This is a genomic window from Streptomyces yaizuensis (genome assembly GCF_034961445.1).
Lineage (GTDB): Bacteria > Actinomycetota > Actinomycetes > Streptomycetales > Streptomycetaceae > Streptomyces > Streptomyces yaizuensis.
On record NZ_BSBI01000001.1, the window covers coordinates 255,244 to 274,470 of the forward strand.

Sequence of the window (19,227 nt, forward strand, 5' to 3'; positions counted from 1 at the left end):
CGATTGCTGCCGGGCGAATGGGGCATCGGCGTAGGCCGGGCGGAGGACGCCGCTCCCCGCACGGGAGGTGCCGCGCGCGTCCCGCCCCGGGATTTCCTCGGTGAACCGTGAACAGCCCACCACCCCCGTCCGTACCCAGTACCGACGACGGCGTGCCGACAAGCGGCACAGGACCGACGGACCCAGGGACCAACGGGAGTGGACATGAACACCTGGCGGAACGCCTCGATCGCGGTGACCGCGGCGGCGATGCTCGTGCTGACGACGGCGTGCGGTCAGGAGAAGGGCGAGGAGAGCACGCGGGGCGAGAAGGTCGGCGCGGCCGACGCCGTACAGCCCGGCGGCGGCGCCTACGGCTCCGGCACCGGCGGCGACCGGGCCGCCGGCGCGACGGCCGCGAAGCCCGCCGGGCAGCTGGCCGTGTGGGAGAGCCCGAAGCTGGGCAAGGTGGTCACCGACAGCGCGGGCTTCACCCTCTACCGCTTCGACAAGGACAGCGCCTCACCGCCGAAGGCCACCTGCGAGGGGGGGTGCGCCAAGGCGTGGCCCGTGGTCGCGGCGCGGGGCTCCACCGCCGCCCCCGGTATCGACGCCGCCCTGGTGGGCGAGGTCACCCGCGGCGACGGCTCCCAGCAGCTCACCATCGGCGGCTGGCCGATGTACCGCTTCGCGCAGGACACCAAGCCCCGTGACACCAAGGGGCAGGGCGTCGGCGGCACCTGGTTCGCGTCCGCCCCCGACGGGAAGAAGGCCGCCCCGGGCGGTTCCGGAGCGGACCAGGGCTCCGGCACGGAGGGCTCCGGCACAGGTCAGGACTCCGGCGCGGGCCAGGGCTCCGGCGCAGGTCAGGGCTCCGGCGCGGAACAGGGGCAGAACCCCGCCGACCTGCCCGGTCTGTCCACCCGGAAGGACCCGAAGCTGGGCGAGATCGTCGTGGACGGGAACGGGATGACCGTATACCGGTTCAAGAAGGACACCGCATGGCCGATGTCCTCCGCGTGCACCGGCCCGTGCCTGGAGAAATGGCCGGTTGTCGCCCCCGTCGACCAGAACGACACCCGCGGCATCCTGAAGAAGAACTACGTGACCTTCAACCGCCCCGACGGCATCAAGCAGCAGACCATCGACTGCTGGCCCCTCTACACCTTCGCCGCGGACGCCAGGCCCGGCGACACCAAGGGCCAGGGCGTCGGCGGCACTTGGTACGCGGTGTCCCCCGACGGCAAGCTGGTCGGCGCCGGCCGGTAGCCGACGGGCCCCGGGCGCCCGGGGCCCGTCGGCTACCGGCCCGCCGCACACCACGGTGTGACGGCGGGCCGGCCACCGCGCGTCCGTGTGACCAAGAACGGACCGCGAATTTCCGTTTGGACTCGCTCAATTGGCGGGCGATCAGTAGCCTCGGCTCGAACACTGGCCATGAGCATGGCCGGACTTCCTCCGTGGCGACTTGTTGGAGACATCGATGGAGCGTCCCGCCTGGGCCTCGCCCGGCACCGACATCTCGGTGCCGAGCGTGTCCCGTATGCACGACTACTACCTGGGCGGCTCGCACAACTTCGAGGCCGACCGCGCCGCGGCCCGCCGGGCGATGGAGCACCTGCCCGGCCTCCCGAAGGTCGCCCAGGCGGGCCGCGCGTTCATGCGCCGGGCCGTGCGCTACGCCGTCGGCGCGGGCATCACCCAGTTCATCGACGTCGGCTCCGGCATCCCCGCCTGCGGCGGCGTCCACGAGGCCGTGTTCAAGCTCAGCCCCACGGCCCGGGTCGTCCACGCCGACCACGACCCGGTCGCCGTCGCCCACGGCCGCCGGCTGCTCGACGGCGAACCCCGGGCCGCCGTCATCGCCGCCGACCTCCGAAGACCCCGGCAGATCCTGGAAGCTCCCGAGGTCCGCGAACTGCTCGATCTTCGCCTGCCCACGGCGCTGCTGCTGATCGGCGTACTCGACTTCATCGAGGACGTGGACGACCCGTACAGCGCGGTGGCCACCCTGCGCGATGCCCTTGCTCCCGGCAGTCTCCTCGTCATCGGCCATACGGCGTACGACGGCATGCCCGTCCCCGAGGACCGGGCGGCCCGGCTGACCGAGGTGTACCGTGACATCCGCCATCCATTGATCATGCGCACACAGGACCGGATAGCCCGGTTCTTCGAGGGGTACGAGATGGTCGAGCCCGGACTGGTGTCCCCGCCCCACTGGCGGCCCGACGCCCCCGCCGAGCCGGAGGACCCATATGCCTTCACCGGTTACGCAGGGGTGGGGCGCTCGGCGTGATGGCGCCTTCGCACGCGACGGGGTCCCTCGCCGACCCGGACGACCCCGAGGACAGACTGCGCAGATTCGCGACCATCTGGAGCCGCGCGGTCTTCCCGGTCACGGCGACCTCGCTCACCCGCGCCGAGATCGAGGAGCATCTGCTGCCGCTGGCCCGGATGCTGAGCGAGTCCCTGCACGCCCGCGTCTTCGACCCCCGGTCGGCCCAGCGGATCGGGGCCGCGCTGATCGACGCCCACTGCACCGACCCGGAGGCCCTGACCCGGACCCTCGGCGTCATCGACGCCTATCTGGTGCTCTACTGCGGCGCGGCCCCCCGCACCGGAACGTCCGGCGCCGCCGAACCGGCCGCCGAGGAGAGCCGGGCCCGCTGCGCCCGCCTCCAGCACGCCCTGGCCGCCGGATACGCCCAGGCCCTGCGCGAGCGCACCCTCGCCGAGCAGGAGTCCATCGCGCGCTCCACGCTCCAGGCGCGCGCCGACGCGGTCAACGCCCTGCACGCCACCGAGACCCGGCTGCGGGCCGTCTTCGAGGGCGCCGCCATCGGCATCGGGATCGCCGACCTCGACGGCAATGTCCTGGAGGTCAACGAGACCCTGACCCGGATGTTCGGCGGCCTGGAGAACCACGTCCGGGGCAAGAAGGTCACCGAGTGGGCCCACCCCGAGGACCGGCCGCACATCTGGCAGCTCCACCGGGAGCTGATCCGCGGCGAACGCGAGCACTTCCGGGTGGAGAAACCGTTCTTCCGTAACGACGGCACCGTGCTGTGGACCAATCTGACGCTCTCCCTGCTGCGGGACCCCGAGGGCCGGCCCCAGTACCAGCTCGCCCTCCTGGAGGACACCACCGAGCGCCGGCTGCTCCATCTGAGGCTCCGCTACGAGGCCACGCACGACGCCCTGACCGGACTGCCCAACCGGACGCTCTTCTTCGAACGGCTGGAGAAGGCCCTCGCCGCCGGCGGGCAGAACCGCTTCGGCCTCTGCTATCTCGACCTCGACGGCTTCAAGGCCATCAACGACAGCCTCGGCCACGCCACCGGCGACCGGCTCCTGGTCGAGGTCGCCGACCGGCTCCAGAGCTGCGCCACCGCACCCGGCGAGATGGTGGCCCGCCTCGGCGGCGACGAGTTCGTCGCCCTCACCACCGGCCCCGACACCCAGCACGAGGTGCACGAACTCGCCGCCCGGATCCTCGCCGCCCTCGGCTCCCCGATCCGGGTCGACGGACGTGAGTTCTCCGTACGCGGCTCCATCGGCATCGTCGAGGGACCCGCCGGCGAACGCACCACCGCCGAAGTGCTGCGCAGCGCCGACATCACCATGTACCGGGCCAAGTCGGCGGGCGGCAACCGCTGCGAGACGGCCGACCCCGAGCTGGACGCACGCGCCATCACCCGGCACGGGCTGACCACCGCACTGCCCGCCGCGCTGGAACGCGGCGAATTCTTCATCGAGTACCAGCCGCTCGTGCACCTCGGCGACGGCCGGGTGCACGGCGCGGAGGCCTTGGTCCGCTGGTCCCACCCCATCCATGGGGTACTCGGTCCCGACCAGTTCATCCCGCTGGCCGAGCACACCGGACTCATCGTCCCGCTGGGCCGCTGGGTGCTCCAGGAAGCGGTCCGCCAGGCCCGGTTCTGGCAGGAGCACCGCGCCGCCGACGTGCCGCTGCGGATCAACGTCAACCTCTCGCCCACCCAGCTCCACCACCCCGGTCTGGTCACCGACACGGTGGCGGTCCTGGAAGGCTCGGGCCTGGCACCCGGCACGCTCTGCCTGGAGGTCACCGAGTCCGCGCTGATCGGCGCCGACGAGGGGCTGCTGCGCCCGCTGCGGCAACTCGCCGAACTGGGCGTCGACATCGCCCTCGACGACTTCGGCACCGGCTACTCCAACCTCGCCAACCTGCGCCGGCTGCCCGTGAGCGTCCTCAAGCTCGACCGCTCCTTCACCCAGGGCATGCAGCGGCTCCCGGTGGACCCCGTCGATGTGAAGATCGTGGAAGGCATCGTCTCGCTGGCGCACAGCCTGGAGCTGGCCGTCACGGTCGAGGGCGTCGAGACCGGGGCCCAGGCCGACCAGCTGCGGGAACTGGGCTGCGACACCGCGCAGGGCTGGTACTACGCCCGCCCCGGCCCGCCGGAGCGGCTGCACACCCTCGCCCTGGCCGACGCGACCTGAGACGAGAGTGCGGTACGCCGCAGGGGAGCCCGGTGCGGACGGGACCGGCCCCCCGCGGCGTACCGCACCCGGTCAGCGCCCCGTATCCCGGGCCCCGCGCTCGTCGGAGAACGTCCCCGGGAACACCCCCGCGTCCCGCGAGTCGAGCAGCAGCCGCTGCAACTCCCGCGCCGCCCGGGGCGGGGCCACATCGCTCCGGTGCGCCAGCGCGATCGTCCGCCGCAGCGGCCGGGCCAGCGGCGTCACCCGGATCCCGGGCCCCGCCCGCCCCGCCACCATGCTCGGGACCACCGCGCTCCCCAGGCCCGCGCGGACGAACCCGAGCACCGCGTCCATCTCGCCGCCCTCCACCGTGAACGCCGGCTCGAACCCCGCCGCCCGGCACGCCGCCACCGTCAGCTCCCGCAGGTCGTACCCGTGCCGGAACATCACCAGCGGCTCCTGCCGCAGATCGGCGATCCGCACCGGCCCCGCGGGCGCCGCCGCCGACGCGGCCGACACCACCACCAGATCCTCGCGCAGCAGCTCCACCGTGGTCAGGACCGGCGAACCGGGCGGCAGCGGCAGCACGATCAACGCCAGGTCCAGCGCGCCCCGCGCCAGCTGCCGCACCAGATCGTGCGAACCCCCCTCCTCGATCAGCAGCCGGATCCCCGGATGCCGGTCGTGGAAGACCTTCAGCAGCTCCGGCAGCAGCCCGGTGCACAGACTCGGCGTCGCCCCCAGCCGGACCCGCCCCCGCCGCAGCTGCGCCAGCTCCTGCACCTCGTGCCGGGCGGTGTCCGTGTCCGCGAGGATCCGCCGGGCCAGCGGCAGCAGCGCCTCCCCCGCCTCGGTGAGCGCGATGTTCCCCCGGGCCCGGCTGAACAGCTCCGCCCCCAGCTCCTTCTCCAGCGCCCGGATCTGCTGCGAGAGCGAGGGCTGCGCCACATGGACCCGCTCGGCGGCCCGCGTGAAGTGGAGGGTCTCGGCGACGGCGACGAAATACACGAGCTGCTGGAACTGCATGCCCCCACCCTAGGTCGTGTCTTCACAGTCCCGTCTGCCCGGCGTGCCCTGGCACGGCACCTCGCTGCGTTGTCGTCGGTCGCCGATGGCCCCCTGGGCCTGGCGGCCCGGGAGGTACCCCCACCGCATGGACTCCCTCCTCCGCCTTGCGATGCACCGCACCAGACCCCGCCGGGCCCGCCCTCCGGGCGGACGACGCTACTGTGAAGACACTCCCTAGTACTCCATAGCCACTGACTATGGAGATCAGCGGGACCATGTCTTGGAACTCTTGAAGCCTTCCTGCCTACCGTGTCCCCCATGGGACTGGCATCGCGTACCGAACAGCGGCCGGCGGGCCGAAAACCGCCGCCGCGACGCACCTTCTGGGGATCCACCGTCGGCAAGAAGACGGTCATGGCCGTCAGCGGCCTGATCATGCTCGGCTATCTCGTCGCCCATGTGGTGGGCAACCTGAAGGTCTTCTTCGGCCCCGAGGAGTTCAACGCGTACGGCCACTGGCTGCGCACGATGGGCGCCCCCGTCCTGCACCGGGAGTGGGCCCTGTGGGGCGTCCGCCTCCTGCTGGTCGCCGCCGTCGTCGCGCACGCCGTCTCCGCGTACCAGCTCAGCAGGCTCGACCGGCGGGCCCGCCCCACCGCCTACGTCCACCGGCGCCGGCGCGCGAGCTACGCCACCCGCACCATGCGCTGGGGCGGCGTGATCATCGCGCTCTTCATCGTCTGGCACATCCTCGACCTGACCACCCTGACCGTCAACGAGAACGCCGAGCACGGACGCCCCTACGAGAACATCGTCGCCACCTTCTCCACCTGGTACGGCAACGTCATCTACCTGACCGCGATGATCGCCGTCGGCCTCCATGTCCGCCACGGCTTCTGGAGCGCCGCCCAGACCCTCGGCGCGGGCAGCGCCCGCCGCGACCGCGCGCTGCGGGCCACCGCCAACGGGCTCGCCCTGGTGCTGACCGCCGGCTTCTGCGCCGTACCCGTCGCCGTCATGACCGGATTGGTGAACTGATGAGCAGCGACTACCCGCAGTACCGGACCGGCGACCCGATCGCCGACACCACGGCGCCGGCCGGACCCGTCCACGAGCGCTGGGACCGCCGCCGCTTCGAGGCGAAGCTGGTCAACCCGGCCAACCGGCGCAAGCACACCGTCATCGTCGTCGGCACCGGCCTGGCCGGCGGCGCCGCCGGAGCCACCCTCGGCGAGCAGGGCTACCACGTCGAGCAGTTCTGCTACCAGGACTCGCCCCGCCGCGCCCACTCGATCGCCGCCCAGGGCGGGATCAACGCCGCCAAGAACTACCGCAACGACGGCGACTCCGTGCACCGGCTCTTCTACGACACCGTCAAGGGCGGCGACTTCCGCGCCCGCGAGTCCAACGTGCACCGGCTGGCCCAGATATCCGTCGAGATCATCGACCAGTGCGTGGCCCAGGGCGTCCCCTTCGCCCGCGAGTACGGCGGCCTCCTCGACACCCGCTCCTTCGGCGGCGTCCAGGTCTCCCGTACCTTCTACGCCCGGGGCCAGACCGGACAGCAACTGCTCCTCGGCGCCTACCAGGCACTCTCCCGGCAGATCGCCGCCGGCACCGTCACCCTGCACGCCCGCACCGAGATGCTGGACCTGATCGTCGTCGACGGACGGGCCCGCGGCATCGTCGCCAGGGACCTCGTCACCGGCGAGATCTCCACCCACTTCGCCGACGCGGTGGTGCTGGCGAGTGGCGGCTACGGCAACGTCTTCTATCTGTCGACCAACGCCATGAACTCCAACGCCACCGCGATCTGGCGGGCCCACCGGCGCGGAGCCCTCTTCGCCAACCCCTGCTTCACCCAGATCCACCCCACCTGCATCCCGCGCACCGGGGACCACCAGTCCAAGCTGACCCTGATGAGCGAGTCCCTGCGCAACGACGGCCGCATCTGGGTGCCCAAGGCCCAGGGCGACACACGGCCGGCCCGCGAGATCCCCGAGGACGAACGCGACTACTACCTGGAACGCGTCTACCCCTCCTTCGGCAACCTGGTGCCCCGGGACATCGCGTCCCGCGCCGCGAAGAACGTCTGCGACGAGGGACGCGGAGTCGGCCCCGGCGGCGAGGGCGTCTACCTCGACTTCGCCGACGCCATCGCCCGGATGGGCCGCGACAAGGTCGAGGAGAAGTACGGCAACCTCTTCGACATGTACGAGCGGATCACCGCGGAGAACCCCTACGAGGTCCCGATGCGGATCTACCCCGCCGTGCACTACACGATGGGCGGACTCTGGGTCGACTACGACCTGGCGACCACCGTTCCCGGGCTCTTCGCCATCGGCGAGGCCAACTTCTCCGACCACGGGGCCAACCGGCTGGGCGCGTCCGCGCTGATGCAAGGACTCGGCGACGGCTACTTCGTCCTGCCGGCCACCCTCAACGACTATCTCGCCCGCGCCCCGCTCGGGGAGTGCCCCGACGCCTCCCACCCGGCCGCCGCCGAAGCCGTCGCCGAGACCGAGGACCGGCTCAACCTGCTGCTCTCCGTCCGCGGCGACCGCACACCCGACTCCTTCCACCGCGAACTCGGCGCACTGATGTGGGAGTACTGCGGCATGGCCCGCAGCGAGGAGGGGCTGCGCACGGCCCTGGAGCGGATCCCGCAGATCCGGGAGGAGTTCTGGCGGCGGATCACCGTGCCCGGGACCGGCGCCGAGTTCAACCAGTCGCTGGAGAAGGCCAACCGCATCGTCGACTACCTGGAACTCGCCGAGCTGATGTGCCTGGACGCCCTCCACCGCGAGGAGTCCTGCGGCGGCCACTTCCGGGAGGAGCACCGCACCCCCGAAGGGGAGGCGGAGCGCCGGGACGAGACGTTCTCCTACGCCGCCGCCTGGGAGTTCACCGCCACCGGCGAGGCCCCGGTGCTCCACCGGGAAGACCTGGTCTTCGAGTACGTCCACCCCACCCAGCGGAGCTACGCATGAGGCTCACCCTGCGCGTCTGGCGTCAGCGCGACGCGAGCGCACCCGGCGCCATGGCCACCTACCAGGTCGACGGCATCTCCCCGGACATGTCCTTCCTGGAGATGCTGGACACCCTCAACGAGGAGCTGATCCTGCGGGGCGAGGACCCCGTCGCCTTCGACCACGACTGCCGCGAGGGCATCTGCGGCGCGTGCAGCCTCGTCATCAACGGCGACGCCCACGGCCCCGAGCGCACCACCACCTGCCAGCTCCACATGCGCTCCTTCCGGGACGGCGACACCATCGACGTGGAGCCCTGGCGCGCGGCCGCCTTCCCCGTCGTCCGGGACCTGGTCGTGGACCGTTCCGCCTTCGACCGGATCATCCAGGCGGGCGGCTATGTGACCGCGCCCACCGGCTCCGCCCCGGAGGCGCACGCCACCCCGGTGCCCAAGCCCGACGCGGACTCCGCCTTCGAGCACGCCGAGTGCATCGGCTGCGGGGCCTGCGTGGCGGCCTGCCCCAACGGCTCGGCGATGCTCTTCACCTCGGCCAAGGTGAACCATCTCAACGTCCTGCCCCAGGGCGGTCCGGAGCGGGAGACCCGGGTGCTCGACATGGTGTCCGCGATGGACGACGAGGGGTTCGGCGGCTGCACCCTCACCGGCGAGTGCGCCACCGCCTGCCCCAAGGGCATCCCGCTGCCGTCGATCGCCGCGATGAACCGGGAGTGGCTGCGCGCACGGCGCAAGGCAGGGCGATAGTCCTCCGCGCCCGGCCGGGCCGGCCGATGAAGGCCCGGCAGGATCCAGGGGACACGGCCTACCTCTGACACCGGCCCCGGAGCGCGGCCGCCAGGAACGGCGCGGTACGGCTGTCCCCCGCCGACGCCACCTCGGCGGGGGTGCCCGCCGCGACGACCCGTCCGCCCTCGTCGCCACCGCCGGGCCCCAGGTCGACCACCCAGTCGGCGCCCGCCACCACGTCCATGTCGTGCTCCACGACCAGGACCGAGTGGCCGGCGTCGACCAGACCGTCCAGCCGGCGCGTCAGGACCTCCACATCGGCCGGGTGCAGCCCGGTGGTCGGCTCGTCCAGCACATAGAGCGTGTGCGCGCCGCCCGCCCGCTGCAACTCCGCCGCCAGTTTGATCCGCTGGGCCTCGCCGCCCGACAGCTCCGTCGCCGGTTGGCCCAGCCGCAGATGGCCCAGGCCCACGTCGAGCAGGGCGCCGAGCCCGCGCGCCGCCGCGGGGACGTCCGCGAAGAACTCCGCCGCCGCCTCCACCGGCAGATCCAGCACCTCGGCGATGTTCAGCCCCCGGTACCGCACCTCCAGCGTCTCGGGCCGGTAGCGGGCGCCCGCGCAGTCGGGGCAGGGCGCGTAGGTACGCGGCAGGAACAGCAGCTCCACCGAGACGAACCCCTCGCCCTGACAGGTCTCGCACCGCCCGCCCGCCACATTGAACGAGAACCGCCCAGCCCGGTAGCCGCGCGCCCGCGCCTCGTCGGTGCCCGCGAAGAGCTTGCGTACGGCGTCGAAGAGCCCCGTGTACGTGGCGAGGTTGGACCGGGGGGTCCGGCCGATCGGCTTCTGGTCCACCGTGACCAGCCGGCCGACCCCGGGCAGATCGGCGGTGACGGCCCCGGCCAGGGTCGACTTCCCCGACCCCGACACCCCCGTGACCGCCGTCAGCGCGCCCAGCGGCACCCGTACGGAGACGTCCCGCAGATTGTGCCGGGTCACCGGGCCGATCGTGAGCCAGCCCGCCGGCGTCCTGGCGGGCCGTTCCCCCGCCGGGGAGCGGCCGAAGAGGAACCGGCGGGTCACCGACTCGGCCACCCCGGCGAGCGCGTCCACCGGGCCGCTGTGGAGCACCCGCCCGCCGTGGTCGCCCGCCCCCGGGCCCACGTCGACGATCCAGTCGGCGCCGCGCACCACGTCGAGATGGTGCTCGACCACGAAGACCGAGTTGCCCGCGGACCGCAGCCGGCCCACCACCCCGAGCAGCGCCTCCGTGTCCGCCGGGTGCAGCCCGGCCGACGGCTCGTCCAGGACGTACACCACACCGAAGAGGCCGGAGCGCAGCTGGGTCGCCAGCCGCAGCCGCTGCAACTCCCCGCTGGAGAGGGTGGGCGTGGGCCGGTCCACGCTGAGATAGCCGAGCCCCAGTTCGGTGACCGGCCCGATCCGGGAGAGCAGATCGGCCGTCAGGACCCGGGCGCTCTCCCCGCCGTCGTGGACGGGGCCCGCCCCGCCGGGGCCACCGGCCGGGCGCGGGCCGCCGTCGCCCGTCAGCAGCGCGGCCAGCTCGGTCAGCGGCAGGGCGGCCAGCTCCGCGATGGTCCTGCCGCCGAAGGTGACCGCCAGTGCCTCCGCCCGCAGCCGCCCGCCGCCGCACGCGGGACACGGCGTACTGGTGAGGAAGCGCTCGGCCCGCGCCCGCAGCGCCGGACTCTTCGAATCCGCGAAGGTGTGCAGGACCAGCCGCCGGGCACTGCTGTACGTGCCCTGATAGGGCCGTTGGATCCGGCCCGCCTCGCGCACCGGGTCCACGGTCACCACCGGCTGCTCGTCCGTGAAGAGGATCCACTCGCGGTCCCGGGCCGGCAGCTCCCGCCACGGCCGGTCGACGTCGTGGCCCAGCGCGTCGAGGACGTCGCGCAGGTTCTTGCCCTGCCACGCCCCCGGCCAGGAGGCGATGGCGCCCTCCCGGATCGACAGCGAGGGATCGGGGACGAGCAGCTCCTCGCTGGTGCGGTGGACCAGGCCGAGACCGTGACAGCCGGGACAGGCGCCGGCGGCCGTGTTCGGGGAGAAGGCGTCCGAGTCCAGCGGCGGGGCCCCCGCCGGATAGTCGCCCGCGCGGGAGAACAGCATCCGCAGCGAATTGGAGAGCGCGGTGACCGTGCCCACCGACGAACGCGAGGACGGGACGGACCGCCGCTGCTCCAGCGAGACGGCGGGCGGCAGGCCCGTGATGTCGTCCACGGCGGGGATCCCCACCTGGTGGATGAGCCGGCGTGCGTAGGGGGCGACGGACTCGACGTAGCGCCGCTGGGCCTCCGCGAACAGGGTGCCGAAGGCGAGCGAGGACTTGCCCGACCCGGAGACGCCGGTGAAGACGACCAGCGCGTCCCGGGGGATGTCCACGTCGACACCGCGGAGATTGTGCTCCCGGGCACCCCGGACGCGGACGAAGGAATCGGGGTGACCACTGTGCATATCGGACAATCCTAGACGTCGGGTCCGGACCGTCCGCGCCCGGGCCGGCACCCTGTGGCCGGGGGCCGGCGGCGCGCGGGCGGCGGGTCGATGGCGGCGGGTCGATGGCGGCGCGGGGAACCCGCCCTGCCATCATGACGATGCGCCCCTCTGGGCCGTACGGGGATGCCTGTGGACCGGGGGAGTGAGTCAGGGCGCCATCACGGCCTCGATGACATGGCTGTTTTTCGCCTTGACGGAGCGCCACGGCACCGTCATGCCCTCGTTTTCGGCCCCGCTCGCCGGGGGTCCGGGCCGATTTCCGCCCGACGGACCGCCGGTCGGCGCGTGATGGCCGGATCGAGCGCCTTGGGGGGTGGCGTGTTCGCCAAGGCAATCGTTGCGGCGGGACGGCGCGCGGCCCGCGCCCCCGGCGCCGGGGGCCGGGGGTCCGGGCGCGGGTCAGGCGCTGCCCTCCAGCCGGAAGCCGACCTTCAGTCCCACCTGGAAGTGATCGATCCGTCCGTCGGCGATATGGCCCCGGACCTCGGTGACCTCGAACCAGTCGAGTCCGCGCAACGTCTGGCCGGCCCGCTCGATGCCATTGCGAATGGCCTGATCCACTCCCTCGGGAGATGTGCCGACAATCTCAGTCACGCGATACGTGTGATGGGACATACCTTCGTACTCCTCTCGCTACACTCTCTCCACACGCTCTCCACCGTGCCTCACCGAAAGGTGGTGCGCGAGGCGTCGGTACAGGGCTTGACCGGCACTTTGGTACATACCAAAATCCAGCCACACCCGTGCGAGCCTGGAGCGCGCTCCCCCAACGGGCTCACGTCTCCATGCCCCCTGAAGGTGAACGTTGTGAAAATCCGCCCCCTCCCGTCGTCTCTCGCCCTCGCCGCAGCGCTCGCCCTCACCGCCGGATGCGGACTCATACCGGGTACCGGTTCGGACAAGCGCACCGTGGAGATATGGCTGATGCAGGACAGCGTCTCCGACGACTTCCTGGACCGCTTCGTGAAGGAGTACGAGAAGGACCACCCCTCGGTGGACCTGAAGGTCACCTTCCAGCCCTGGACCGGCATCGGCAAGAAGGTCAACGCCGCGCTGGAGGGGACGGACACCCCCGACGTCATCGAGGTCGGCAACACCCAGGTCGCCCAGTACGCGGAGACCGACGCCCTGATGGACCTCACCCTGGAGTCGGTGCGCGACCTCGGCAGCGAGGACTGGCTGCCCGGCCTCAAGGAGCCCGGCAACATCAACGGCTCGCAGTACGGCATCCCCTGGTACGCGGCCAACCGGGTCGTCATCTACAACAAGGACCTCTTCGAGAAGGCCGGCATCACCAAGCCGCCCCGCACGCGGGACGAGTGGCTGGAGATCTCGGAGCAGCTCAACACCGGCGGCGACCAGGGCATCTACCTCGCCGGACAGGACTGGTACACGCTGGCCGGGTTCATCTGGGACGAGGGCGGCGACCTCGCCGTCGAGCGCGGCGGCGCCTGGGACGGTGCCCTCCACACCGAGAAGGCCCTGCGCGGCATGGAGTTCTACAAGCAGCTCCAGTCCCACGGCAAGGGCCCCAAGAACGCGGACGAGCAGAAGCCGCCGCAGACCGATGTCTTCGCCCGGGGCGATGTCGCCCAGCTGATCGCCCCGCCCAGCGCGACCCCGGCCATCGAGAAGGCGAACCCGGCACTGAAGGGGAAGCTGGGGTACTTCAGCATCCCCGGCCTGACCGAGGACAAGCCCGGCGCGGTCTTCACCGGCGGGTCCGACCTCATCATCCCGGAGCGCGCCGGCGAGCGCGCCGCCGCCGTCGAGGTCGTCAAGGCCCTGGCGAGCGAGCGCTGGCAGACCGACCTCGCCCGCACGATGAACTACGTGCCCAACAAGCAGGCGCTGGCGAGCGTCATCCAGGGCCAGGAGTCCACCGCCGCGATGGCGGCCGGCGCCAACGCCGACGGCAGCCAGGCCACGCCGACCTCGCCCAAGTGGGCCGATGTCGAGGTCGACAACCCCATCAAGCCCTTCATGACGAAGGTCCTCGAAGGCGGCGACCCCGGGCGGGCGGCGAAGCAGGCGTCGGAGAAGATCACCGCGATCCTCGCGCCGGGCTGATCCCCGCCGCCCCGGCCCCGGCCGGCGATCCCCGGGTCATCACCGGGGGATCGCCGGTCCGTTTCCCCACGGGGACCGGCCGGGGGACCGGGTCAGTCCACGGCCCGCGCCAGGGAGAGGGCGAAGCGCCCGGCCGCGTCCGTCCACCACTCCACCGGCTCCCAGCCGCTCTCCGCCAGTTCCCGGTGCACCCCCTCCCGGCGGAACTTCGCCGACACCTCCGTACGCAGCTCCTCGCCCTCGGCGAAGGGCACCAGCAGATTCAGCTCCGGGATCTTCACCGTCAGCGCCGAGCGCGCCCGCAGCCGCATCTCGATCCACTCCCGGTCCCGGTCCCAGAGCGCCACATGGTCAAAGTCGGCGGGGTCGACGTCCGCGCCCAGCTCCCGAGCCAGAACATTCAGGACGTTACGGTTGAAATCGGCCGTGATGCCCGCCGTGTCGTCATAGGCGCGCACCAACGTCTCCTCGTCCTTCACCAGATCCGTGCCGAGCAGCAGCGTGTCCCCGGGCTCCAGCAGCGCCCGCGTCGAGCGGAGGAAGCGCGCCCGCTCCTCGGGCAGGAGATTGCCGATCGTGCCGCCGAGGAAGACGAGCAGCCGGGGCCCCGGGGCCGCCGGCAGCTCCGTCAGCCCGGTGAAATCGGCGATCAGGGCGTGGATCCGCAGCTCCGGCCGCTCCGCGAGCAGCGCGTCGGCCGCGCCCCGCAGGGCGCTCTCGCTCACATCGACCGGTACATAACTGTGCAGAGCGGGCAGGGCGTCCAGGAGGTGCCGGGTCTTCTCCGAGGAGCCCGACCCCAGCTCCACCAGGGTGCGGGCCCCCGCAAGCGCCGCGATCCGGGGCGCCTCACGGACCAGGATCTCCCGCTCGGCACGCGTCGGATAGTACTCCGGCAGCCGGGTGATCTCCTCGAACAGCTCGCTGCCCCGGGCGTCGTAGAACCAGCGCGGCGGCAGCTCCTTCGGGGTGCGGGTCAGCCCGTCCAGCACATCGGCGCGCAAAGCCGCCGCCGTGGCGTTCTCGGGCAGGGTACGGGTCAGCAGAAACGGGCTCACCGAGAGGGCTCCTTGAGCGGGGAGAGCAGAACACCGGCGCGATCGGCGACCAGCAGCGTCCGATCGGGCACCTCGCGCCAGCGCGGATCGTCGTCGTAGGGCTCCGACGCCACCACGGTCCCCGCGACCTCGTCGACGAGCGACCACAGGGAGTCGCCCCAGGCGGTCGCGGCGATCGTCGTGCCATCGGTGACCAGCAGATTCAACCGGGACCCCGGCGCGGCACCGGCCACTTCCAGCACGGTGTCCGCCAGCGCCTGGCCCGGGGGGTCGCCGTCGCGCAGCCGGCGCAGGACCAGCGCCCACAGCAGCGCCGCGTCGCAGCGCGCCTCCAGCCGCAGCAACTCCTCCACGGGCAGTTCCCGCGCCAGCGGGGCGAGCGAGGCGGGCCAGCCCCGGACCGCGCCGTTGTGACTGAAGAGCCACGGCCCCGAGGCGAAGGGGGCGGCGGCGGCCTCGTCGTCGGCGCCCGGCTCCGTGGCGTCGCGCACGGCGGCGAGCAGCGTGGTGCTGCGGACCACCCGGACCAGGTCGGCGAAGGACTGGTCACCCCAGACGGGGCCGGAGCGCCGGTAGCGGGCCGGTACGGGGTCGCCGTCGGCGTACCAGCCCACGCCGAAGCCGTCGGCGTTGACCGTGCCGTGGCGCTGCCGGCGCGGCGCCCAGGACTGGCGCAGCAGACCGTGCGGCGGGACGGTGAGCACCGCGCCGAGCGCCAGCGGCGGCCCGACCCGGGCGACATGGCGGCACATCAGCCCGTCCCCTCGTCCGGGGCCGCGTCGCGCGCGGTCCTGAATCCGCTGAAGATCTGCCGCCGTACGGGCAGGTCCCAGTTGCGGAAGGTGCCCCGGCAGGCCACCGGGTCGACCCCGAACGAGCCGCCGCGCAGCACCTTGTGCGCGCTCCCGAAGAACACCTCCGAGTACTCGCGGTAGGGGAAGGCGGCGAACCCCGGATAGGGCAGGAAGTCACTCGCCGTCCACTCCCACACGTCCCCGATCAGCTGCCGCACCCCCAGCGGGGAGGCCCCGGCGGGATAGCTCCCGGCGGGCGCGGGCCGCAGATGGCGCTGGCCCAGATTGGCGTGGTCGGGCGTGGGGTCCGCGTCGCCCCACGGATAGCGGCGGGAGCGGCCCGACGCGGGATCGAAGCGGGCGGCCTTCTCCCACTCCTGTTCGGTCGGCAGCCGCCGTCCCGCCCAGCGGGCGTACGCGTCGGCCTCGTACCAGCTGACATGGAGGACCGGCTCGTCGAGCGGCACCGGTTCGGTCACCCCGAAGCGCCGGCGCAGCCACTGGCCGCCCTCGTGCCGCCAGAACAGGGGGGCGGTGATGGAGTGCCGCTGGATCTGCGCGAAGCCCTCCGGCGCCCACCAGCGGGGGTCGCGGTAGCCGCCGTCCGCGAGGAACGCCAGATACGCGCCGCAGGTCACCGGGGTGGTGTCGAGATGGAACGCGGCCACCGTCCGGTGGTGCGCGGGCCGCTCGTTGTCCAGCGCCCAGGGCTCCGCCGACGTCCCCATGGTGAACGGGCCGCCGGGGACCAGCACCTCGGCCGGCAGCCCGGCCGTGGAGCCCCGGGGCGGCTCGGGCGCGGTCAGCGCGACCGGCCCCCGGCGCAGCTGATGGGTGATCAGCATGGTCTCGTCGTGCTGCTGCTCATGCTGGGCGATCATCCCGAAGGCGAACCCGGACGCGGTCAGCGGACCGCCCTCCAGCGCGGTCCGGTCCAGGACGTCGAGCACCCGGCCGCGTACCTCCAGGGCGTACGCGCGGGCCTCGGCCGGGGGCAGCAGCGGCAGCGACGGCCGGCTCGCCCGGGGATGCTCGAACGCGTCGTACACCGAGTCGATCTCCGGCCGCAGCGCCGGCCCGCCGCCGACGGTCCGCAGCAGCCACTGCTCCTCCTGGTTGCCGATGTGCGCCAGGTCCCACACCAGCGGCGACATCAGCGGGGAGTGCTGGGCGGTCAGCTCGCCGTCGTCGACGCAGCCGGTGAGCAGCGCCGTCCGTTCGCGGGCCGTCGTCAGGGCGGCGAGCGCACGCCCGCGCGGGTCCCCGGTCATCGCTCGGCCCTCCATTCCGGCGCGGTGTCGAGCAGGTCGTCGGCGGGACATCGGCCCCGGGCCACATGGCGCTCGTCGAACGCGGCGACCGCGTCCCTCAGCGCCGTCGAGGCACCCATCCGGGGCAGGGCCTCCCGCGCGGCGGTGAAACAGACCCGGGCGGCGGCCCGCAGCTCCGGATGGGCCAGTCCGTGCCGGGCCGCTCCCACCCAGAGCGGATTGCGCGGAGCGGGCAGCGGACCCGCCCACTCGGCCAGTGGTTTCACCGCCCGGTGGACGGTCTCGGCGGCCTCCGGGTCGTCGAAGAGGGCCGTGGTCACCGCGAGCGGCACCTGCCAGCCGTCGTCACCGGGCTGCGCGTCGATCATCCGCAGTTCCAGATGGCCGCGCGGCCGCACCGGCGGGAAGAGCGTGGACAGATGGTGCTCCAGGTCCTGCCGGGTCGGCGGGCGCGGGCCGCCCGTGCGCAGCCAGCTCCGGAAGCTCAGCCCCCGGGGCTGCTGCCAGGGCCCGTCCGGCATCCGCACGAACATCACGGGTATGTCCAGCGCGTGGTCCGTCCAGGCGCCGCGGGGCTCCCGGTCCAGGGGCGGCGCCACCGTCCGGGTCCCGTCCAGACCGGCCCAGATGGCCTGCCGGGTGGAGCGCCAGCCGGTGCGCCGGCCCGCCCGCGCGGGCGAGTTGGCGAACGCGGCGCTCAGCACCGCGCCGAGCAGATGCGCCAGCCGCCAGCGACGGCCGTGACCGAGGGGGCCCGGCTCCTCCTCGCCGGCGTCCAGGCAGACCTGTATCGACGCGGAGGTGCACATCATGGCCCGCCCGCCCGGACCCGTACGGTCCAGATACGCCTCCATGGCGTCGTAGCGGGGGTCGTGGCGCATCCGGCGGGGCGACTGCCAGGGGTCGAGGCCGATACCGGCGAGGACCAGACCGTCCGGGGCGAGGGCGGCGCGCACGGCGCGCAGATCGCCGGCGACGGAGTCCACGCACTCCATCAGCGAGCCGGCGGGGCGGGAACTCAGCTCCACCTGGCCGCCCGGTTCGAAGGTCAGGGCCGAGTCGAGAGCCAGGGCGCGCACCCGGTCGTGGGCGGCGGTCAGGCGGTCCGCCGGGACGGGGCGCCGGGGGGTCTCACGGTGGTGCACGAGCCATTCCAGTTCCACACCCACGTTCCGGGGTGGTCCGTTCTTGAAACAGATACAGCGCAGCATGTGCTCCGCTTCGTCCTCGGACAGGGGCCGGCCGAAGTCACCGGCGTCCGCTGTACACATGATCGACTCCTCGAATGGAAGGCATCATGGGGCACGCACACAGTTAACCTAAGGCCAGGGCCGCGGGTTCGCACAAGAGCGCCCCCTGAACCGGTGCTTCCGGTTACCCGCCCGCGCGGGTGCCGGTGGAAAATGAATGGTCCTGAAGTGTGATGATCGCTTAACTCATGTGCCATGAGTGCACGACTGCGGGGGATCGCCCGGCAGACCCAGGACATCACGGCCATCGGACGGTATGTCTCCGCCGGGGGACGCACGGTGACCATCGCGGAGGAGGTCGCCGCCGCCCGCGCGGCGGCCCGGCTCCACGGCCCGGAGCCGCTGCCCGTCACCCCCGGTACCGGACGCGTCACGGCCTTCGAGGTCACCGGCGAGTCCACCACCGCCGCCGCCCGCCGGCTCACCACGCGGGACCCGGCGCCGGTGGCCGTCCTCAGCTTCGCCTCCGCCCGCAACCCCGGCGGCGGCTTCCTCAACGGCGCGCAGGCCCAGGAGGAGGCACTGTGCCGCGCCTCGGCCCTCCACGCCACCCTGCTGGAAATCCCGGAGTACTACGCCCACCACCGGGCGGACCGCAGCCCCTTCTACTCGGACCGGGTCATCCACTCGCCCGCCGTCCCCGTCTTCCGCGACGACCGGGGCACGCTGCTGGACACCCCCTTCACCGTCGGCTTCCTCACCTCGCCCGCACCGAACGCCGGAGTGATCGCCCGTACGGCACCCCAGGACGTCCCCCTGATCCCGGCCGCGCTCACCGCCCGCGCCGAACGGGTGCTCCAGACGGCCGTCGCCGCCGGCTACCGCCGGCTCGTGCTCGGCGCCTGGGGATGCGGGGTCTTCCGCAACGACCCGGCGCAGGTCGCTGGGGCGTTCCGGGCCCTGCTCACGGGGGAGGGGCCGTTCGCGGGCCACTTCGACGAGATCACCTTCGCGGTACTGGACCGTACGAAGGGACAGGGCACGCTGACGGCGTTCGAGCGGGCGTTCCGGGCCGGCGCCGGGCACAGCGGGGGAGTGACGGCCGGCGCGGGGGACGTACCCGGTCCGGTACGGGCCGGCTAGGTCGTTAGCAAGAT

15 protein-coding genes are annotated in these 19,227 nt (G+C 72.8%); 8 read left to right on the forward strand and 7 right to left on the reverse strand.

Translation table 11 applies throughout. The features are described from left to right. Positions 1 to 204 precede the first annotated feature (204 nt). The 3 genes from SYYSPA8_RS00885 to SYYSPA8_RS00895 all read left to right on the forward strand — a co-directional run bounded on the left by SYYSPA8_RS00885 (position 205) and on the right by SYYSPA8_RS00895 (position 4,461). Positions 205 to 1,248: an SCO0930 family lipoprotein gene (locus tag SYYSPA8_RS00885; RefSeq protein ID WP_323444917.1), complete on the forward strand. Its 1,044-nt coding sequence runs from the start codon at positions 205 to 207 to the stop codon at positions 1,246 to 1,248. Between the two features lie 214 nt (positions 1,249 to 1,462). Beyond that, a complete protein-coding gene (locus SYYSPA8_RS00890) occupies positions 1,463 to 2,275 on the forward strand; it encodes an SAM-dependent methyltransferase (protein ID WP_323444918.1) in 813 nt (270 codons plus the stop codon). Continuing rightward, positions 2,275 to 4,461 (forward strand): putative bifunctional diguanylate cyclase/phosphodiesterase, encoded by a 2,187-nt coding sequence (locus SYYSPA8_RS00895; protein ID WP_407705879.1) that lies wholly within the window; start codon positions 2,275 to 2,277, stop codon positions 4,459 to 4,461. The genes SYYSPA8_RS00890 and SYYSPA8_RS00895 overlap by 1 nt, the downstream gene beginning before the upstream one ends. A gap of 72 nt (positions 4,462 to 4,533) precedes the next feature. Here the strand turns inward: SYYSPA8_RS00895 and SYYSPA8_RS00900 are convergent, their stop codons facing one another. Beyond that, positions 4,534 to 5,469, reverse strand: a complete 936-nt coding sequence (locus SYYSPA8_RS00900) for a LysR family transcriptional regulator (protein ID WP_323444920.1) — start codon at positions 5,467 to 5,469, stop codon at positions 4,534 to 4,536. Between the two features lie 300 nt (positions 5,470 to 5,769). On the opposite strand from SYYSPA8_RS00900, the gene SYYSPA8_RS00905 reads away from it, so the two are divergent. From SYYSPA8_RS00905 to SYYSPA8_RS00915, 3 genes are read left to right on the forward strand one after another with little or no spacing between them, the layout of a single operon-like run. Beyond that, the gene (locus SYYSPA8_RS00905; protein ID WP_323444921.1) at positions 5,770 to 6,489 is read left to right on the forward strand and encodes a succinate dehydrogenase cytochrome b subunit; all 720 of its coding nucleotides are present in this window, start codon (positions 5,770 to 5,772) and stop codon (positions 6,487 to 6,489) included. Continuing rightward, complete coding sequence (locus SYYSPA8_RS00910; protein ID WP_323444922.1) at positions 6,489 to 8,441, forward strand: fumarate reductase/succinate dehydrogenase flavoprotein subunit; 1,953 nt, start codon at positions 6,489 to 6,491, stop codon at positions 8,439 to 8,441. The genes SYYSPA8_RS00905 and SYYSPA8_RS00910 overlap by 1 nt, the downstream gene beginning before the upstream one ends. Then, complete coding sequence (locus SYYSPA8_RS00915) at positions 8,438 to 9,184, forward strand: succinate dehydrogenase/fumarate reductase iron-sulfur subunit (RefSeq protein ID WP_323444923.1); 747 nt, start codon at positions 8,438 to 8,440, stop codon at positions 9,182 to 9,184. Before SYYSPA8_RS00910 ends, SYYSPA8_RS00915 begins: the two co-directional genes overlap by 4 nt. Positions 9,185 to 9,242: 58 nt before the next feature. Here SYYSPA8_RS00915 and SYYSPA8_RS00920 read toward each other — a convergent pair whose 3' ends face one another. Both SYYSPA8_RS00920 and SYYSPA8_RS00925 read right to left on the reverse strand, forming a co-directional pair. Next, positions 9,243 to 11,645, reverse strand: a complete 2,403-nt coding sequence (locus SYYSPA8_RS00920; protein WP_323444924.1) for an excinuclease ABC subunit UvrA — start codon at positions 11,643 to 11,645, stop codon at positions 9,243 to 9,245. Positions 11,646 to 12,086: 441 nt separating this feature from the next. Next, on the reverse strand, positions 12,087 to 12,302 hold the full coding sequence (locus SYYSPA8_RS00925; RefSeq protein ID WP_323444925.1) for a dodecin: 216 nt from the start codon (positions 12,300 to 12,302) through the stop codon (positions 12,087 to 12,089). Positions 12,303 to 12,494: 192 nt separating this feature from the next. Here SYYSPA8_RS00925 and SYYSPA8_RS00930 point away from each other — a divergent pair, with 192 nt between their 5' ends. Next, the gene (locus SYYSPA8_RS00930; protein ID WP_323444926.1) at positions 12,495 to 13,757 is read left to right on the forward strand and encodes an extracellular solute-binding protein; all 1,263 of its coding nucleotides are present in this window, start codon (positions 12,495 to 12,497) and stop codon (positions 13,755 to 13,757) included. Between the two features lie 92 nt (positions 13,758 to 13,849). Here SYYSPA8_RS00930 and egtD read toward each other — a convergent pair whose 3' ends face one another. Genes egtD through egtA form a run of 4 tightly spaced genes read right to left on the reverse strand, consistent with a single transcriptional unit; the run spans position 13,850 to position 18,151 of the window. Beyond that, a complete protein-coding gene (egtD, locus tag SYYSPA8_RS00935) occupies positions 13,850 to 14,815 on the reverse strand; it encodes an L-histidine N(alpha)-methyltransferase (RefSeq protein ID WP_323444927.1) in 966 nt (321 codons plus the stop codon). Next, on the reverse strand, positions 14,812 to 15,567 hold the full coding sequence (gene egtC / locus SYYSPA8_RS00940; RefSeq protein ID WP_323444928.1) for an ergothioneine biosynthesis protein EgtC: 756 nt from the start codon (positions 15,565 to 15,567) through the stop codon (positions 14,812 to 14,814). Before egtC ends, egtD begins: the two co-directional genes overlap by 4 nt. After that, a complete protein-coding gene (gene egtB / locus SYYSPA8_RS00945) occupies positions 15,567 to 16,880 on the reverse strand; it encodes an ergothioneine biosynthesis protein EgtB (RefSeq protein ID WP_323444929.1) in 1,314 nt (437 codons plus the stop codon). The genes egtC and egtB overlap by 1 nt, the downstream gene beginning before the upstream one ends. Next, complete coding sequence (egtA, locus tag SYYSPA8_RS00950) at positions 16,877 to 18,151, reverse strand: ergothioneine biosynthesis glutamate--cysteine ligase EgtA (protein WP_323444930.1); 1,275 nt, start codon at positions 18,149 to 18,151, stop codon at positions 16,877 to 16,879. The genes egtB and egtA overlap by 4 nt, the downstream gene beginning before the upstream one ends. 174 nt (positions 18,152 to 18,325) lie before the next feature. Here egtA and SYYSPA8_RS00955 point away from each other — a divergent pair, with 174 nt between their 5' ends. Next, the gene (locus tag SYYSPA8_RS00955) at positions 18,326 to 19,213 is read left to right on the forward strand and encodes a TIGR02452 family protein (protein ID WP_323444931.1); all 888 of its coding nucleotides are present in this window, start codon (positions 18,326 to 18,328) and stop codon (positions 19,211 to 19,213) included. Positions 19,214 to 19,227 lie beyond the last annotated feature (14 nt).

What these genes read in the sequence shown, in the direction of transcription:
- SYYSPA8_RS00885 (WP_323444917.1), top strand. Translation starts at nt 205, where the DNA reads ATGAACACCTGGCGGAACGCCTCGATCGCGGTGACCGCGGCGGCGATG.
- SYYSPA8_RS00890 (WP_323444918.1), top strand. Translation starts at nt 1,463, where the DNA reads ATGGAGCGTCCCGCCTGGGCCTCGCCCGGCACCGACATCTCGGTGCCG.
- SYYSPA8_RS00895 (WP_407705879.1), top strand. Translation starts at nt 2,275, where the DNA reads ATGGCGCCTTCGCACGCGACGGGGTCCCTCGCCGACCCGGACGACCCC.
- SYYSPA8_RS00900 (WP_323444920.1), bottom strand. Translation starts at nt 5,469, where the DNA reads ATGCAGTTCCAGCAGCTCGTGTATTTCGTCGCCGTCGCCGAGACCCTC.
- SYYSPA8_RS00905 (WP_323444921.1), top strand. Translation starts at nt 5,770, where the DNA reads ATGGGACTGGCATCGCGTACCGAACAGCGGCCGGCGGGCCGAAAACCG.
- SYYSPA8_RS00910 (WP_323444922.1), top strand. Translation starts at nt 6,489, where the DNA reads ATGAGCAGCGACTACCCGCAGTACCGGACCGGCGACCCGATCGCCGAC.
- SYYSPA8_RS00915 (WP_323444923.1), top strand. Translation starts at nt 8,438, where the DNA reads ATGAGGCTCACCCTGCGCGTCTGGCGTCAGCGCGACGCGAGCGCACCC.
- SYYSPA8_RS00920 (WP_323444924.1), bottom strand. Translation starts at nt 11,645, where the DNA reads ATGCACAGTGGTCACCCCGATTCCTTCGTCCGCGTCCGGGGTGCCCGG.
- SYYSPA8_RS00925 (WP_323444925.1), bottom strand. Translation starts at nt 12,302, where the DNA reads ATGTCCCATCACACGTATCGCGTGACTGAGATTGTCGGCACATCTCCC.
- egtC (WP_323444928.1), bottom strand. Translation starts at nt 15,567, where the DNA reads ATGTGCCGCCATGTCGCCCGGGTCGGGCCGCCGCTGGCGCTCGGCGCG.
- egtB (WP_323444929.1), bottom strand. Translation starts at nt 16,880, where the DNA reads ATGACCGGGGACCCGCGCGGGCGTGCGCTCGCCGCCCTGACGACGGCC.
- egtA (WP_323444930.1), bottom strand. Translation starts at nt 18,151, where the DNA reads ATGTGTACAGCGGACGCCGGTGACTTCGGCCGGCCCCTGTCCGAGGAC.
- SYYSPA8_RS00955 (WP_323444931.1), top strand. Translation starts at nt 18,326, where the DNA reads ATGAGTGCACGACTGCGGGGGATCGCCCGGCAGACCCAGGACATCACG.